At 73.4% G+C, this 14,616-nt stretch carries 16 protein-coding genes; 12 read left to right on the forward strand and 4 right to left on the reverse strand.

Going from position 1 to position 14,616, the window contains the following annotated elements:
* Positions 1-422 precede the first annotated feature (422 nt).
* The gene (locus tag ACIQVT_RS02615) at positions 423-1,181 is read left to right on the forward strand and encodes an HAD family hydrolase (RefSeq protein WP_403746272.1); all 759 of its coding nucleotides are present in this window, start codon (positions 423-425) and stop codon (positions 1,179-1,181) included.
* Between the two features lie 697 nt (positions 1,182-1,878).
* Here ACIQVT_RS02615 and ACIQVT_RS02620 read toward each other — a convergent pair.
* The gene (locus tag ACIQVT_RS02620; protein ID WP_403746274.1) at positions 1,879-2,448 is read right to left on the reverse strand and encodes a hypothetical protein; all 570 of its coding nucleotides are present in this window, start codon (positions 2,446-2,448) and stop codon (positions 1,879-1,881) included.
* A 227-nt stretch (positions 2,449-2,675) separates the two neighbouring features.
* Here ACIQVT_RS02620 and ACIQVT_RS02625 point away from each other — a divergent pair, with 227 nt between their 5' ends.
* Positions 2,676-2,963, forward strand: coding sequence for a hypothetical protein (locus tag ACIQVT_RS02625; protein WP_403747869.1), 288 nt, complete (start codon positions 2,676-2,678; stop codon positions 2,961-2,963).
* A 66-nt stretch (positions 2,964-3,029) separates the two neighbouring features.
* Here ACIQVT_RS02625 and ACIQVT_RS02630 read toward each other — a convergent pair whose 3' ends face one another.
* The gene (locus tag ACIQVT_RS02630; protein ID WP_403746277.1) at positions 3,030-4,436 is read right to left on the reverse strand and encodes an FAD-dependent monooxygenase; all 1,407 of its coding nucleotides are present in this window, start codon (positions 4,434-4,436) and stop codon (positions 3,030-3,032) included.
* A gap of 440 nt (positions 4,437-4,876) precedes the next feature.
* Between ACIQVT_RS02630 and ACIQVT_RS02635 the strand changes: the two genes are divergently transcribed.
* From ACIQVT_RS02635 to ACIQVT_RS02655, 5 genes are all read left to right on the forward strand, one after another.
* On the forward strand, positions 4,877-5,473 hold the full coding sequence (locus ACIQVT_RS02635) for a TetR/AcrR family transcriptional regulator (RefSeq protein WP_403746280.1): 597 nt from the start codon (positions 4,877-4,879) through the stop codon (positions 5,471-5,473).
* A gap of 186 nt (positions 5,474-5,659) precedes the next feature.
* Positions 5,660-6,445: an MEDS domain-containing protein gene (locus tag ACIQVT_RS02640; RefSeq protein ID WP_403746283.1), complete on the forward strand. Its 786-nt coding sequence runs from the start codon at positions 5,660-5,662 to the stop codon at positions 6,443-6,445.
* Positions 6,442-7,401: an anti-sigma factor RsbA family regulatory protein gene (locus ACIQVT_RS02645; protein ID WP_403746286.1), complete on the forward strand. Its 960-nt coding sequence runs from the start codon at positions 6,442-6,444 to the stop codon at positions 7,399-7,401. The genes ACIQVT_RS02640 and ACIQVT_RS02645 overlap by 4 nt, the downstream gene beginning before the upstream one ends.
* 127 nt (positions 7,402-7,528) lie before the next feature.
* Positions 7,529-7,711 (forward strand): hypothetical protein, encoded by a 183-nt coding sequence (locus tag ACIQVT_RS02650; RefSeq protein ID WP_403746289.1) that lies wholly within the window; start codon positions 7,529-7,531, stop codon positions 7,709-7,711.
* Positions 7,712-7,772: 61 nt separating this feature from the next.
* A complete protein-coding gene (locus ACIQVT_RS02655; protein WP_403746292.1) occupies positions 7,773-8,207 on the forward strand; it encodes a glutaredoxin domain-containing protein in 435 nt (144 codons plus the stop codon).
* A gap of 45 nt (positions 8,208-8,252) precedes the next feature.
* Here ACIQVT_RS02655 and ACIQVT_RS02660 read toward each other — a convergent pair whose 3' ends face one another.
* Positions 8,253-8,885: an AAA family ATPase gene (locus tag ACIQVT_RS02660; protein WP_403746295.1), complete on the reverse strand. Its 633-nt coding sequence runs from the start codon at positions 8,883-8,885 to the stop codon at positions 8,253-8,255.
* Between the two features lie 410 nt (positions 8,886-9,295).
* On the opposite strand from ACIQVT_RS02660, the gene ACIQVT_RS02665 reads away from it, so the two are divergent.
* The 4 genes from ACIQVT_RS02665 (at position 9,296) to ACIQVT_RS02680 (ending at position 12,627) form a co-directional block, all read left to right on the forward strand.
* On the forward strand, positions 9,296-9,448 hold the full coding sequence (locus ACIQVT_RS02665; protein WP_403746298.1) for a hypothetical protein: 153 nt from the start codon (positions 9,296-9,298) through the stop codon (positions 9,446-9,448).
* Between the two features lie 320 nt (positions 9,449-9,768).
* Positions 9,769-10,935, forward strand: coding sequence for an alanine--tRNA ligase-related protein (locus ACIQVT_RS02670; protein ID WP_403746300.1), 1,167 nt, complete (start codon positions 9,769-9,771; stop codon positions 10,933-10,935).
* A 48-nt stretch (positions 10,936-10,983) separates the two neighbouring features.
* Positions 10,984-11,628: a dihydrofolate reductase family protein gene (locus tag ACIQVT_RS02675; protein ID WP_403746303.1), complete on the forward strand. Its 645-nt coding sequence runs from the start codon at positions 10,984-10,986 to the stop codon at positions 11,626-11,628.
* Between the two features lie 114 nt (positions 11,629-11,742).
* A complete protein-coding gene (locus ACIQVT_RS02680) occupies positions 11,743-12,627 on the forward strand; it encodes an aminoglycoside phosphotransferase family protein (protein WP_403747871.1) in 885 nt (294 codons plus the stop codon).
* Here ACIQVT_RS02680 and ACIQVT_RS02685 read toward each other — a convergent pair.
* Positions 12,552-13,709, reverse strand: coding sequence for an MFS transporter (locus tag ACIQVT_RS02685; protein WP_403747875.1), 1,158 nt, complete (start codon positions 13,707-13,709; stop codon positions 12,552-12,554). The two genes, ACIQVT_RS02680 and ACIQVT_RS02685, sit on opposite strands and share 76 nt — an antisense overlap.
* A gap of 556 nt (positions 13,710-14,265) precedes the next feature.
* On the opposite strand from ACIQVT_RS02685, the gene ACIQVT_RS02690 reads away from it, so the two are divergent.
* Positions 14,266-14,607, forward strand: coding sequence for a hypothetical protein (locus tag ACIQVT_RS02690; RefSeq protein ID WP_403746307.1), 342 nt, complete (start codon positions 14,266-14,268; stop codon positions 14,605-14,607).
* The last annotated feature ends 9 nt before the right edge of the window (positions 14,608-14,616 follow it).

Raw genomic sequence — 14,616 nt, forward strand, 5'->3', positions numbered from 1 at the left:
AACACTCACGGGTGATTACGGACCGATTCCCGGCGCGGACCGCGTCGCCGGGCGGACCTGTCCGGCCCGCATGAGGCTGGTCAGGGCTGCTTCCCGCATATGCCCCCAACTTCTCGTGTTCCGCGCGGGATTGAGTCCGCGAATTGGACGGCTGACCACCGTCGACCGGTCCCGACCTACACCTCTCCCCCGGCCGCTGTCGAGCACTCGAAATAGTGATTGTGCAACGCGCCCTGACGAAAATAACGTAGCGATCGCGATGTTTCCCGTTTGCGACGGATTGCCCGGGATGAGGGCTGTCCGTCCGTACGAGGACGCCGGAGCGGGCACGCGGTCCCCGGGCGTCCGGCACGGGGAGCCGCTACCCACCCGCTCCGCGGTCCCGCCACGCGCACGACCGCCCCTCCCCCCACGAGGCCACCGTGATCACTCGGACACAGTCCCTTCTCGACCGGTTCCCCGAGGCCGTCGTCTTCGACTGCGACGGCACGTTGATGGACACCGAACGTCACTGGCAGGACGCCCGGACGCGGGCTCTCGGCGCCTTCGGGCTGACCCCTCCACCCGGGTTCGCGGAACGCGCCAAGGGACTGCACTACGCCGACTGCGGGCGGCTGATGGCCGAGGAGACACAGAAACCGGAGCTGACGGCGGACCTCACGAGGGCGCTGCTGGAGTACTTCCTCGCGCTCGTCGCCGACGATCCCGTGACGATGCCCGGGGCCGCCGAGTTCGTGCGGCTGCTCTCCGGCCGCCTGCCGCTCGCCGTGGCCAGCAACTGCCCCCTGGAGGTGGTCGAGGAGAGCCTCGGCCGAGCGGGACTGCGCCGGCACTTCGAGCACATCGTCGTCCCCTCCGGCACGTCACCGGACGCGGACGGCAGCGGCGCGGCGGACGACGGACCGGGGACCGTACGGCCGAAGCCCTGGCCGGACGTGTACGCGACGGCGGCACGGCTGTGCGGCGTACCGCCGCGGGCGGCGCTGGCCGTCGAGGACTCCCTGACAGGCATCGAATCCGCGTCCCGCGCGGGCCTTCAGGTCCTCGGGGTGGGCCCCCGCCCGGCCGGGGACGACGCCGACCGGGCCGACCTGTGGGTGCCGACCCTGGGCGCTCCCGACCTCCTGGCCTGGGTCCGGGACCATGTGCCCGGACAGGTCCGGGCGCACGGGCGGGACTGAGGCCCGGCGGGGATGCGCGGCGGCGGAGGTGGTGACCGTCACCGGCCTGCCGCCGCATCCGGCCATGGCCCGGTCAGCCGGGTCGGACAGCGGCACTTGGCGACCGCGAACGGTTCCCGCCCCCTGGGTGGACCGCCCCGACAGGCAGCGGCAACGCTCCCTGGCGGGCCGGTCCCGCAGGTCGCGGACGAGCGCGCCGGCCGGCCGGCGCCCGTTGGATGCGCCGGCCCGGGAGCGGGGCGGGCTCCCGGCGGTGACCGTCGCCGGCGCACCGCGAGACCCGAACACGGTCGCCGACCGGTCCGGGCGGCCACGAGCGCCCCAGCCGACGGGGCGTGCCGCCCGAGGTCCGGTAAAGCGGGCCGGGCGGGCGGGAATCGCCGGCCCACTCGCCTGCGGCGCGGGTACCGCCGTCCGCATCCGGCTCGGCACCGACGGACCGCCCCGGCGCGCAGCGCCGCCGGTGCCCGCGAAGCTGCTCCCCACACCGGTACCCGCCGCCACTGGGCACAGCACAGCCGACGGCGCACGATGCGCGATATCGGACATATCGCGCGCCGGAGCGCACAGCCACCACCTCCGCGCCGGGTGGGCTACCGTCACGGCGCGCCGCCGTCGCTGCTGGACGTACGACGCGACGGCGGCCGGGCCCTCGCTCCCGGCCGCCGCGCACGCCACCGCAACCGCGGTCGCGGCCCTACGACGTGAAGGGGACGACCGAACGGGCGCGCTCCCACATCTTGGGCAGCTGTTCGGCGGGGCGCTGCTGCTCGCCGTGCAGGGCGTTGAGCACGACCAGGCCTCCGGTCAAGGCGGGGACCACCCACTGGACGCACGCCAGCTGCCGCCGGGTCTTCTCGAGGTCGATGGGGTGCTGGGCGGCCTTCTCGGCGTCCTGGGGGTCGGGAGAGGAGGCCAGCTCGACCTTCTTGCCCAGGATCCGGGCGTAGGCGGTGGCGGCCAGCGCCGCGGCGGTGACGACGGTCTTGGCGGTGGTGGAGGCGGCCACGCCCTTCTGGGTGGCGACCCGGTGCGCGTTGACGGCGAGCAGTCCGCCACCGCCGAACAGGTGAGCGCCGATGGCGGCGGCGTTCACCGGTGCCCACTTCGCCCAGCCCGACGAGGCGATGCGGTCCCGGGCCGCCCCCGCCACCCCCTCGTCGGCGGCCGCGCCGTTGAGCCCGATCGCGCCCATGAGGGAGCCGCCGAACCAGGCTGCCAGACCGAGATCGTGCAGGCTACGGATGGAAGTGTTGCGTTCGGACATGACGGTGCTCCTCGCACGGAAGGATCGGGGCCGACCGACGAATGCCAGTCACCGTCATGCTCACCCGACTCGCCGGTGAGCACCATCACAGATGCCCCGGACGGGTAATGTCGGCAACGGCCCGAGCCGGCCGGCCGACCGCCCACCGCCGGACGGATGTTCAGCCGACTGGGCCGTCGGCTCGGGGGCGCGGGCGGTGAAAGACGTCCGGCGAGAAGCCGTCGGTCCTGTTCGTCTGCGTGCACGACGCCGGCCGGTCCCGGATGGCCGCCGCCTGGCTCGCCCATCTGGCCGGCGACCGCGTCGAGGTGCGCTCCGCCGGGTCCGCGCCGGCCACCGAGGTCAACCCGGCCGCCGGTACAGGCCATGGCCGAGGTCGGCATCTGAACTGGAAGCTGGACGATCCCGCCGGCCGGGGCGTCGAGGCGGCGCGCCCGATCCGCGACGGGATCCGGAAGCCGGTCGAGGACCTGATCGGCGAGATCGCCCCGCCCGGGAGACGGACCGGACCGTGACTGCCCCGCCCCGCCCGGGAAACGGAGGGAGCAGTGCCGGCCGGTGACAGGCGCGCGTCCGGTGGATCAGGTGCCGGTGCGGTCGGCAGAGTGGCGGCCGATGTGGCCGTCGGGGCGTATCACGACCTCCGTACCGGCCGAGGCGTCGTACGCCGCGTGGGCGTGGCCCCCGGTGTCCGTGACGTAGGGGCCGGGCACGGTCTCGCCGGGACGCAGGACCGCCCAGGCGTGGGGCTCGTCGGGGGCGGGGCCGCCGAAGGTCAGGCGGGTGGCGTGCGGGCCCCGGTAAATATCGAAGAGCCGGATGTCCTTGCCGTCCCGGTCGGTGACCGGCGCGTCCGGCGCGCGGTCGCCCGCGCAGACGCGGGCCGGGGACGGCGCCCGGTAGGTGATGTCCAACTGGCGGGTGGTCTCGTCGCGTTCGTGCGCGTCCTCGGCGCCGTCCTTGTGCCGGCGCAGCAGTTCCGTGGAGAGGTCCAGGACGCGTTCCGCCGTCGCCCGGCGCTCGGTCTCGTAGGAGTCCAGGAGCGCGGCCGAGCCGTCGGCCAGCTTCCAGCCCAGGTTGTAGGCGTCCTGCACGCCGGTGTTGAGTCCCTGGCCGCCGGTCGGCGGGTGCGCGTGCGCGGCGTCGCCGGCGAGGAACACGCGGCCCACGCGGTAGCGCTCGGCAAGCCGGATGTTGGGGCGCCAGATGCTCGACCAGGTCAGGCGGTCCAGCCGAACGCCGCGGGTGAAGCCGTCCAGGACGTGCTGGAGCGTGTCGAGCGATGCGTCGCTCACGGCCTCGGGCAGCGGGGCGTGGAACTGGAACAGTCGGCCGGTACCGGGCAGCGGGCTGAGGTGGACGCCGTGTGTCGGCTCGGAGGCGTGGGCGAACCAGTGGGCCCAGGCGTGGTCCAGGTCGTCCGCCGCCACGTCGGCGATCAGCATGCGCATGGCCTCGTCCGTCGTCCCCGGGAAGGCGATGCCGAGCGCCTTGCGGACCGTGCTGCTCGCGCCGTCGGCGCCCACCAGGTAGGCGGCGCGGACCGTCTCCCCGGTGGACAGGCGGGCGGTGACCCCCTTCTCGTTCTGGGTGAGTCCGGTCAGGGCGGCCCCGAGCCGTACCCGGACACCGAGTCCGGCCAGGTGTTCCCGCAGGACCGCCTCGGTCTGCGCCTGGCCGAGGCACCACGGGTTCGGATGGGGCACACCGGGGCTCGGCGCTACGGGCTCGGCCATCCACCGGTCCATGACGTGGACCCCGTCGAGGTGGACCCGCGTGGCCGGCACGGGGGAGCCCGCGGCGAGCACCGCGTCCAGTACGCCGAGGTCCTCGAAGACCTCCAGCGTGCGCGGCTGGAGCGTGTCCCCCCGCGATCCGGCGAAGTGCCGCTCCGCCTTGTCGACGATCACGACGTCGATGCCCCGCCGGGCCAGGTCGATACCCAGGGTCAGACCGGTCGGCCCGGCTCCCGCGACGAGTACGCGCATGCTCTCCCTCTCAATCACTGAATCAAGATTCACTGAATTCAGATTCACCGTACCGCAGCGGGACGCGGGAAGGAACTGCCGGAGACGCCGTCCTAGGCGCGTGCGGACAGCGTGTGCGTAGACGTAGGCGTGGCGGTGCGCGGCACGGCTCGGCGCCCCGACGGAATGCTCACCCTCGTCGTCGTCGCGCACGAGGCCGATCTCGGTCGCCCCGCCGAGCACAGACCCAATGTGGCAGCGCGGAAGCGACGCTGTCTCGAAGCGCGGTTGAGCCGTCCGACCGACAAACAACAGAGCCGGACAGGACACGCGAGCACGCGATGGCGAAGGCATTGAACTCGAAGGCATCGGACTCGGGGGCGGACGCACGATCGGACGCACGATCGGAGTGGACGTCGTCGCGCGGAACCGCTGATACCGTTCCCGTTCGGGGAGGTGCCGTGAAGCGCAAGGAGAAGGCGGCGGAGACCGAGGTCGCTCTGAAGGCCGCGGCGCGGCGGGTGTTCGCCGAACGGGGCTATCTGGTCACGAAGATCACGGACATCACCGCCGAGGCCGGCCGTTCCGCGGGCTCCTTCTACAACCACTTCAGCGGCAAGGAGGCGCTCCTCGAAGCCCTCATGGCCGATCTGTCGGACGCCTCCGACGCGGTGGCCGCCGAACCGGGGCACCTGCACGACTTCACCGACCCCCAAGCCGTCCGGCAGCACGTCGCCGTCACCGTCCGCCTCTACCGCGACCACATCGGCACCGTCCGCGCGATGCAGCAGGCCGCCCTCGTCAGCGAGGGGTTCGCCGCGGTCGTGGAGCGGTACTCCGCCACGGAGATGAACGACATCCTCGATCACGTCACGGCGGTCTCCGACGCCGGACGCACGCTGCCGGCCCCACCGGACACCGCGGTCCGGATGGCCTTCGGCCTCGTCCATACCTTCCTCCGGGACCGGCGCCCGGAGAACGACGGGCTCGACGACGACGCGCTGACCGAGGCACTCACCCGGTTCGTCTACCGCGGCCTCAACGGCCACGACTACTGACGGGCGCAGCCGGCCCGGCTCCGCCGGCCACAGGGGCCGCGCATGATCCCGTACCGTCGGAGCACGATCCGGCAGGCGGCGTTCCGGCGCCTGTGCCGGGTGCTCCACGGCGACGAGCAGGCGGAACGAGTCGGCGGCCGAGTGCGCCGCGCATGCCAGTAGGGTGAGACTCTGAGGGGAGGAGCGGTGAGAACGGCGCGCACATTGACGAGACTCGACGAGGTCGGCACGGGTGACCACGTCTGCCAGCTGCTGGGCCCGGCGGACGACGTCATGGACCGCAGTCGGGCGTTCGTCGCGGACGGAGCCCTGTTCGGGGACAAGGTGGTGATCGTCGGTCCGGCCGCCGAGACGGCGGCCAGCGAGTTCGCCCCCATGGTGCTCGACCCCGCCCGGCTGGGGGGCTCCCTCCTCGCCGCCGTGCGCCGCGAGGCCGCCAGCGCCGGGCGCGAGGGATTTCGCTCACTGCGCGTCCTCCACCATGTGACGCCCGACGGCTCCGCCACCCGGCCGGAGGAGCTCCTGCGCAGCGAGCTCGACCTGGAGGAGTTCGCCGCCGACAGCGGCGCCCTGGTGGTCTGTGCCTACAGCAGTGGCGACTGGGGCGCGTCTACACTGGAAAAAGTCAGATGCGTGCACCCCCACCACCTGGGCAGCCGTCCGGCATCACCCGCATTCCAGGTGTACCGGACGGGAAAGGACGGCTGGACGGTGAACGGGGTTATCGACGCCGAAGGCGCCCCGGCCTTCGCCGCCATCCTGCGAACGTTGCTCGCCCGGTCGAGGACGGTGCGCCTGTGCTGCGAGGCGCTGGACTTCTTCGACGCGGCCGGGATGAGCGCCCTGGCCGACGCGGCCGGCCATCTGCCGGACCGCAAGGTCGTCCTTGAAGGAACCAATGAGACGGTGCGGCTGGCCTGGGAGCTCTCCGGGTTCGCCACCCCCGTCGTCCCGGTGGTGATGACGCCGTGACCTCCTCCCGCCCCGCACCCACGTCCGCCGGTTCCGGGGCCGGCTACCGGCACGAGCTGTACCCCTACCGCGGCAGGGACGAGTTCGTCGAGGGCACCGTGGGCTTCATCCGGGAGGCGCTCGACGAGGGCGAGGCCGTCGTCGTGGCCGTCCCCCAGGACAAGGCGTCCCTGCTCCGCGCCGAGATCCCCGACGACGGGGCCGTGCGCTACGTCGACACCACCCCGACGGCGCGCCACCCGGGTCGGCTCATCGGAGCCTGGCAGGAGTGGATCGAGGAGTACGTCTCCCAGGGGCGCCCGGTGCGCGGCATCGGGGAATCCGCCTGGGAGGAGGCCCGCAGCCAGGCCGAGGTGGAGGAGTTGCGCTACCACGAGTGGCTGCTCAACAAGGCCTTCGCGCACAGCCCCGCCTGGTGGCTGCTGTGCCCCTACGACACCGCCGGCGAGAGGGCCGCGCTGGAGAGCATGACCCGCTGCCACCCCGAGATCCGCGCGGACGGTCGTACCACCGCGTGCGCGGACTACAGCCCGCACGCCCCCTTCGACTTCGCCGCGCTGACCGACCCCTGCGACCCGTACGAGGAGTTCTCCTACGCGGGCGGCAGCCTGCCCGCGCTGCGGGAGAAGATCACCGCCTGCGCCGAACGCCACGGGCTCGGCGGCCGGCGGCTGCGTGAACTGCACCTGGCCGCCACCGAGGTCGCGACCAACAGCATCCGGCACGGCGGGGGTCAGGGCGTGCTGCGCACCTGGAGCGAGGAACACCGGCTGATCTGCGAGTTCCGTGACGCCGGATACATGGAGGATCCGCTCGCGGGACGCTCGCGGCCCACCAGCACCCAGCTCGGCGGGCGGGGCCTGTGGCTCGTGCACCAGTTGTGCGATCTCGTCGAGATACGGTCCACGCCGCAGACGGGCACCACGGTCCGCCTCCACACGGAGCTGCCCGGCTGACCACCGCCGGCCGCAGCGGGTACCGGCCCGACGGCACCCTCCACGGCCGTGTCCGGTGAGACGCGAAGGGAGGTGAATGCCGTGCCCGGTGGGGAACCCGGCTCCCACAGACGAGGGGAAGCCCATCATGGCCGACGACGACTTCTACACACGCGACCGCCCGGACAATCCGCAGTACGTGGAGGACCGCCCGCGAGGAGGAGGACCGGAGGACACCCATCGGAGGAACAGCAGGGGCGGCAAGTCCGTATGGATGGTGATCCTGCTGATCGTCGTGGCGGTCGTACTCATCGCCCTTTTCATGCCGTGATCCGGTCGGGTACGGGGCTTGGCGCCAGGGGCGTCCCGGTCCCGCGCTAACCTGCGTGCCCATGACGCGTTCCTGGTCGACGCCGACGCTGTTCCTGCTGTGCGGGTCCGTCCTCACGGCCGCCCTCTGGTCCGGGGGCGGCGTCGGCGCGGCCGCCCCGGTGCTGCTGTTGTCCGTGCTGTTCGCGGGCCTGCACTCGCCGCTGTTCTTCCCCAGGTCGACGGGTGTGGCGCAGGCACGGCGCCGCAGCGCCGCCGACGGCCGGCCGGTCGTCTTCTGGCGGCCCGGGTGCCCGTACTGCCTGCGGCTGCGCGCCCGGTTGGGTCGTGACGCCCGCCTGCTGCACTGGGTCGACATATGGCGGGACCCGGAGGGAGCGGCGGCGGTACGAGCGGTCGCCGACGGGAACGAGACCGTGCCGACGGTCGTCGTGGCCGGCCGTGCGCACGTGAATCCCGACCCCGCGTGGGTACGGGCGCAGCTGCCACGTGCGTGATCGTTGATCGGGTGACGGCGCCGGCCGGAGGAGTCGAGCAGGCGCTCAGTCGAAGCGGATGTGCCGGATGCCCGTCCAGGCGCGCCGGGCCCGTCCGCGCAGCGCTCCCTCGCGGTTCGGGGCGAGCGCCAGGCCGGCGGTCGCGGCGACGTGCTCGGCGACCTCGGGCACGGTGAGACGGTCGGTCCACACGTGGTGCGCGAACTCCTCGGCGCGCAGGCGCTCCAGACAGAGGTCGAGCTTCGACACGGCGAACGTCTCCCGGCGCAAGGGGGCGTCCTTCCCCGCCACCAGCCGGACGGCGCGTCCGAAACCGCGCTCGCGCAGCCGCCGCAGCACCGTCCCACGGTCGGCCATGAGCGTGAAGTGCCGTACGTCGTGGCCCCGTTCACGCAACCGGCCGACGGTCTCCCGGAAGTACGCCGGCTCCAGCACCGTCATCGGCACGATGACGGTCCCGTCGTGCCTGTCGAGGACATGGTCCAGCACCTCGTACACCCCGTGCCGCCAGGTGACGAGGTCCTGGAAGTCACCGCGCAGCGGCGGGGGCATCATGCGGTGCAGCCCGAAGCCCAGGTGTTCCGGGTCGCAGACGACGCTGTCCACCAGCCGGTGCCGGAGTTCGTACGCGGTCTGGGTCTTGCCGCCACCGAACGGACCGTTGATCCACAGAAGCATGGCCCCGACCCTACGGTGTGCCCCCGCCCCCCGACCGGGACGAGGAAGACAGGGTGCGCCAGGCGGGCCGACGGGTCGGCGCCAGGTACGCGGCGACCGCCACGGCGAGGCCGCCACGACCGCCACCCCCGGCCGGCCGCGTCAGCCCGGCCGGCATCGCCGCGGCGCCCGCGGTGAGCCAGGCCCGGCGCCGGCCGGCCGGGTGCCGGCGGACACACCGCGCGGCAGCCCGGGACGAGTCACGTCGCACCTCGCTTCTCACCGCCTCGGGCCGTGAGACGGGTGTGGTCCGATACTGCGCCCGATGTGCGGGTGCGGCGACTCCGGTCACCGGCCGGCCCGCGGAGTTGCGTCCGGCGGCTGCGGTACGACCCTGGAACCATGAACGTCACCCGGAAGGCGGCCCGGCGGTGAGCCCGCTCGGGCAGCTGAACCCCGAGGCGGCGCACGTGGTCGCCGCCCTGGTGGGCATCGGGCTGGTGTGCCTCTACGCCCTGCTGGTGATGCTGGTCCGCAAACGACAGGGGCGACCGCTCAGCGGCCTGCCGCCGAGGGACCGCTAGCGCGGGGCCCCGTGACTCCCGCGCGCCCGGGGGTGGCCGTGCGCGTCTGCCCTCCGCCCCGTGCGGACGGGCGGAAAACCGGGTGCTCGGCGACCACGGGCGCGCTATCTTCACCGCTATGGACGTCACAGGCCGAACCACCACCGCGACCGCGCGAGCGACCAGCTCGCCGGTTGCCGCCGCCTGACGTACTTCCCAGTCCCACCGGCGACCGGACACGGTCTGCCGGTGGTTCCTCGGCGTTCCCGCCCCGGTTCCGACGCCCGTGCGGACGTGCTGTCCGGCGCCTCCCCCGCGATGGACGCGAAGGAGTCGCTCCCATGAACACCGACCAGATCGTCCGCACGTTCCTCGAGTACTACGAGGAGCGCGGCCACCGCCGCATCCCCGGCTCGACCCTGCTGCCGCCCCCGGGCGACCCCGTGCTGTTCACGACCTCGGGCATGCATCAGCTCACCCCCTATCTGGAGGGGCGCCCGCACCCCCTCGGCCGGAGGCTGGTCGACGTACAGCGGTGCCTGCGCACCACGGATCTCGACGAGGTCGGTGACACCACCCACCTGACCGTCTTCGAGATGCTGGGGACCTGGTCGCTCGGCGACTACGAGGGCCCGTCGAGCCTCGACTGGGGGTACGGCCTGCTCACCGAGGGCTTCGGTATCGATCCGGGGCTGCTGCACGCCACGGTCTTCGCCGGGGACGGCCATACCGGCGAGGACCGTTCCTCCCTGGAGTTGTGGCAGGGGCTCGGGGTGCCGGTGGAACTCACCGTCGAGGACAACTGGTGGTCCAACGGACCGACCGGCCCGTGCGGACCGGACTCGGAGATCTTCCTGTGGACCGGTGACACCCCGCCGGAGTCGACGCCCACCCGCGACGAACGCTGGGTGGAGGTGTGGAACCACGTGATGATGCGCCACCGGCGGCTCCCCGACGGTTCGCTCGTGCCGCTCCCCCGGCACACCGTCGACACCGGACTCGGCGTGGAACGACTGGCCTCGCTGCTGCGGGGCCGCACGTCGGTGTTCGACTGCGACGTCTTCGATCCCTGGCGACGCCTCCTGCCGTCGCTGTGGCGGCTGGACGAGGAGTCGCTGCGCCTGGTCTGCGACCACCTGCGCTCCGCCGTCGTGGTGATCGGTGACGGGGTCCGCCCGGCCGGTACGGGCCGCGGCCACGTCCTGCGGCGTCTGCTGCGGCGGGTGCTCACCGTGCTCCGGCGCGACGATCCGAGGCGCGGCCTCGGGGACCTGCCGGACGAACTGGTCCGGCACACCCTGGACCACTTCCGCCAGGACGTGGACCCCGGCCTCCTGCGCCGGGTGCTGCTGGAGGAGGAGCACCGCTTCGACCGGCTCCTGGACCGGGGCCGGCACGTGCTGGCCCGGCCGCGGTTCCGGGGCCCGCTCAGCGAGGACGACCTCCATCTGCTCCACGACACCTACGGCCTGCCGCGCGACCTCGTCCTGGAACTCCGGCGGCGATGAGTTTTCCCCGGCCGCGGAGTCTGCCCACCGCCACCTAAGGAGAGATACATGCCTCAGCTGCTGAGAGTCCAGAACTTCAACGTGTCGAGCGACGGCATCGGGGCCGGCGCGGACCAGAGCCTCGAGCGCCCCTTCGGCCATCTCGACCCCGCGGAACTGTTCGCCTGGGCGGGCGCCACGGCGAGCTGGCCCATGCGCACCGAGCCCGGGGGCAGCCGGGGCCTGGACGACTACCTCGTCCGGGACTACCGGCGCGACATCGGTGCCGAGATCATGGGCCGCAACAAGTTCGGCCCCCAGCGCGGGCCCTGGCAGGACGACGAGTGGCGCGGCTGGTGGGGCGACGAACCCCCCTTCCACACCCCGGTGTTCGTGATGACCCACCACGAGCGTCCTTCGTTCACGCTGTCCGACACCACGTTCCACTTCGTGGCCGGCGAACCGGCCGAGATCCTCCGGCGGGCACGGGAGGCGGCGCAGGGCAAGGACGTCCGGCTGGGCGGCGGGGTCACCACCGTCCGGGAGTTCCTCGACGCCGGTCTCGTCGACACCCTGCACGTGGCGGTCTCCCCGGTGAAGGCCGGCTCCGGACTGCGGCTGTGGGACTCACCCGAGGAGTTGCTCGACCGGTACCACCTGGACGTCGTCCCCAGCCCGAGCGGCGTGGTCCACCACCTGTTCTGGCGGAGGTGACCGGCCCCCGAGCACGCCACCGGACCGGCCGGGCCGCCGAAAAGGAGTTCGGGGCCGCGGCCGGACCGTGCGATGATCCCGGCCGTGACCGGGAGATCTGACGGGGTGGGGACGATGCACGCGGACCGGGTGGAGACGGACGCCGACCTGGTCCGCAGGCTGCTGCGTGCGCAGTTCCCGCGGTGGGCGGGCCTGCCGGTCACCCCGCTCGCCTCCGGGGGCACGGTCAACGCCATCTACCGGCTGGGCGAGGAGCTGACCGTCCGGCTGCCGCTGCGCCCCGGCGGTGCCGGGGCCGTCGCCATGGAGGCACGGCTCCTCCCCCGGCTGGCCCCGCTGCTGCCGCTGCCGGTCCCGCAGGTGGTGGCGACCGGTGTGCCGGGCGAGGGATATCCCCTGCCCTGGGCGGTGCACCGGTGGATCGAGGGGCGCAACCCGGTCGAGGGTGACCTGGCCGAGCCGGAACGCGTCGCCCGCGACCTCGCGGAGTTCGCCGTCGCCTTCCGGAGGATCGACCTGCCCGGCGGTCCGCCCGCGCACCGGGGCGGGCCGCTGGTCGCCGAGGACCGGGATGTGCGCGCCTCCATCGACGCCTTGCGCCGTACCGACGAACCCTTCGACGCCGACGAGATCACCGCGGCCTGGGAGGAGGCGCTCGCGGTACCCCCGTGGCCGGGGCCGCCCCGCTGGACCCACTCCGACCTGATGCCGAGCAACCTGTTGCTCACCGGCGACCGCGTCTCGGCGGTCATCGACTTCGGCACCGTCGGCACGGGCGAACCGGCCACCGACCTGATCCCGGCCTGGAACCTGCTGCCCGCCCGGGCGCGGCGGGCCTACCGCGAGGCCGTGGACGTGGACGACGCGACCTGGGGGCGCGGCCGGGGCTGGGCGCTGTCCATGGCGGTCGTCCAGCTGCCGTACTACCGGTCGACGAACCCGGTCGTGTCCGCCAACGCCCGGTACGTCCTCCGGGGGATTCTCCGGAGCCGCGGGTAGGACAGGACCGCGCAGGCTCCGGCGGTCAGCAGGCCGCCGGCGAGGAAGGCGCAGCGTACCCCGGCGAGCGGCAGGATCAGGGCGCCGAGCACGGCTCCGGTCCCGATACCGGCGTTGTAGGCGCCGGAGTTGGCCGCGAGCGCGATGTCGGTGCGGCCCGGCGCACAGTGCAGCACCGCGTTCTGCGCGGTCATGAAGACGGGGCCGAGCGCCCCGCCCGTCAGCACCAGGAACACGACGGCGGCGACGGGGTCGGCGCCGGCCGCGTACAGGCCGAGCATCCCTGCCGTCTGCGTGGCGACGGCGGTGGTCAGGGCGGCCCGCGGGCAGCGGTCCAGCAGTGCCCCGGTGATGCCGGTCCCGGCCAGGCACGCGCCGCCGAACACGACCAGCAGCCCGGTGACGGCGTACGGGGAGAACCCGCTCACCTCTCGGAGGAAGCCGACGACGTAGGTGTACCCGGTGAACGCCCCGGTGGCGGACAGGATCCCGGCGGCCAGCACCGTCCTGAACCGGCGGGCGTCGGGAGCGCTGCCCCGGGCGGCGGGTTCCTCCTCCGGGCGTGAGACGGGCAGCGCGAGCGCGATCGCCGCCAGGCAGACCAGCCCCAGGACCGCCGGCACGGCCATGGGGACGCGCCAGTCGCTCCGCCGGCCCAGCCAGGTCCCGGCGGGCACACCGAGGACGAGGGCGAGCGAACCGGCGACGGACAGCGCCCCCATCACACGCCCGCGTACCCCCGGCGCGAACAGACCCACCGCCACCGGTCCCATCACCGCCCAGAACAACGCCTGGGCGAGCGCGGTGAACAGGCGCGCGGCCAGGAGCAGCCAGTAGGAGGTGGCCAGCGCCGCGACCGTACTGGCCACGGCCAGCGTGGCCAGGAGCCCGGTGAGCACGTGCCGCCGGGGCACGTTCCGGGTGAGGTGGGCGAGGGGCACGGACGCGGCGGCCACCGTCAGGCCGTAGCCGGTGACGAGGAGGCCGACCGCCGGCACCGGGACGCGCAGGCTCGGGGAGATCAGCTCCAGCAGGCCGATGGGCAGGTTCTCGGCCGTGTTGAAGGTGAAGGCGGCCAGCATCAGGGCCGTCAGCACCACCGGTCCGCGCCACACGGCCGGCCGCGCCGTGACCCCGCGGGCCACTCCCGTCGTCGCCCGCCGCGCCCGCTCCGCCGCACCGTTCACGGATCCACCTCACCCGGCTCACCGGCCCGGCCGCAACCGAATTGGCCGCGGAGCACGGGCGGAGCAGCACCCCGGTCGTCCGACTCGCGAGTGCTGGAGAGGGCCCCGAGGATGGGGGCGACAGGACCATCTATCCCTGGGGACGGCCAGCATGTCGGTGACACGGCTCAGAGGTTCGGGCAGGGCTCGGCGCCCGATCGGCCCGAGCGGCGCCCTCGGCGTCCTTCTGCTCGCGGGTGCGCTCGCGGGCTGCGGCGGCGGGCAGGGCTCCGGGTCGTCCCCCCGGGCGAGCGCCTCCCTCACACCGAACACACCGAACGCCTCGTCGTTCTCCGGGGCGCCTCCGTCGGCGCTCGCATCCGCCGCTTCCTCGGCGGTCGGCTCCGCCCGGGCCTCCGCCTCCGCCGCTGCGTCGTCGGCCTCGGCCCGGGCGTCCGAGTTCGAGGCGTCCGTGGACGCCGAGACCCAGCGCAGGAGCACGGCCGCGCAGCAGGCCCTCAAAGGTGTCGAAGGCCGTGGGAACGCCCTCTCGGAAGTCGCCATGACGGGGATGCCGAAGGCGCAGACCGGCGGGGTGCTCGCCGTCCTGGTCAAGATCACCAACAAGACCGCCGGCGAAGCGTCCTACGCCGTGCGGATCGACTTCCGGAACGGCTCGGGCAAGGTGGTCGAGACCCGGTACGTGGGCGCGGAACACCTGAAGCCCGGGGAGAAGAAGCAGCCCATCGCGTTCAGCCACGAACCGGCGGAGCCGAGACTGACGCCCGTCCTGGCCCAGGCGCAACGCTACTGACCTCGGCGC

The organism is Streptomyces sp. NPDC100445, from assembly GCF_044759735.1.
Taxonomy (GTDB): Bacteria; Actinomycetota; Actinomycetes; order Streptomycetales; family Streptomycetaceae; genus Streptomyces.

Excerpts from the sequence above, each read along its gene's own strand:
- ACIQVT_RS02670 (WP_403746300.1), top strand. The coding sequence starts at position 9,769 with ATGAACACCGACCAGATCGTCCGCACGTTCCTCGAGTACTACGAGGAG.
- ACIQVT_RS02675 (WP_403746303.1), top strand. The coding sequence starts at position 10,984 with ATGCCTCAGCTGCTGAGAGTCCAGAACTTCAACGTGTCGAGCGACGGC.
- ACIQVT_RS02685 (WP_403747875.1), bottom strand. The coding sequence starts at position 13,709 with ATGCTGGCCGCCTTCACCTTCAACACGGCCGAGAACCTGCCCATCGGC.
- ACIQVT_RS02680 (WP_403747871.1), top strand. The coding sequence starts at position 11,743 with ATGCACGCGGACCGGGTGGAGACGGACGCCGACCTGGTCCGCAGGCTG.
- ACIQVT_RS02660 (WP_403746295.1), bottom strand. The coding sequence starts at position 8,885 with ATGCTTCTGTGGATCAACGGTCCGTTCGGTGGCGGCAAGACCCAGACC.
- ACIQVT_RS02655 (WP_403746292.1), top strand. The coding sequence starts at position 7,773 with ATGACGCGTTCCTGGTCGACGCCGACGCTGTTCCTGCTGTGCGGGTCC.
- ACIQVT_RS02650 (WP_403746289.1), top strand. The coding sequence starts at position 7,529 with ATGGCCGACGACGACTTCTACACACGCGACCGCCCGGACAATCCGCAG.
- ACIQVT_RS02630 (WP_403746277.1), bottom strand. The coding sequence starts at position 4,436 with ATGCGCGTACTCGTCGCGGGAGCCGGGCCGACCGGTCTGACCCTGGGT.
- ACIQVT_RS02620 (WP_403746274.1), bottom strand. The coding sequence starts at position 2,448 with ATGTCCGAACGCAACACTTCCATCCGTAGCCTGCACGATCTCGGTCTG.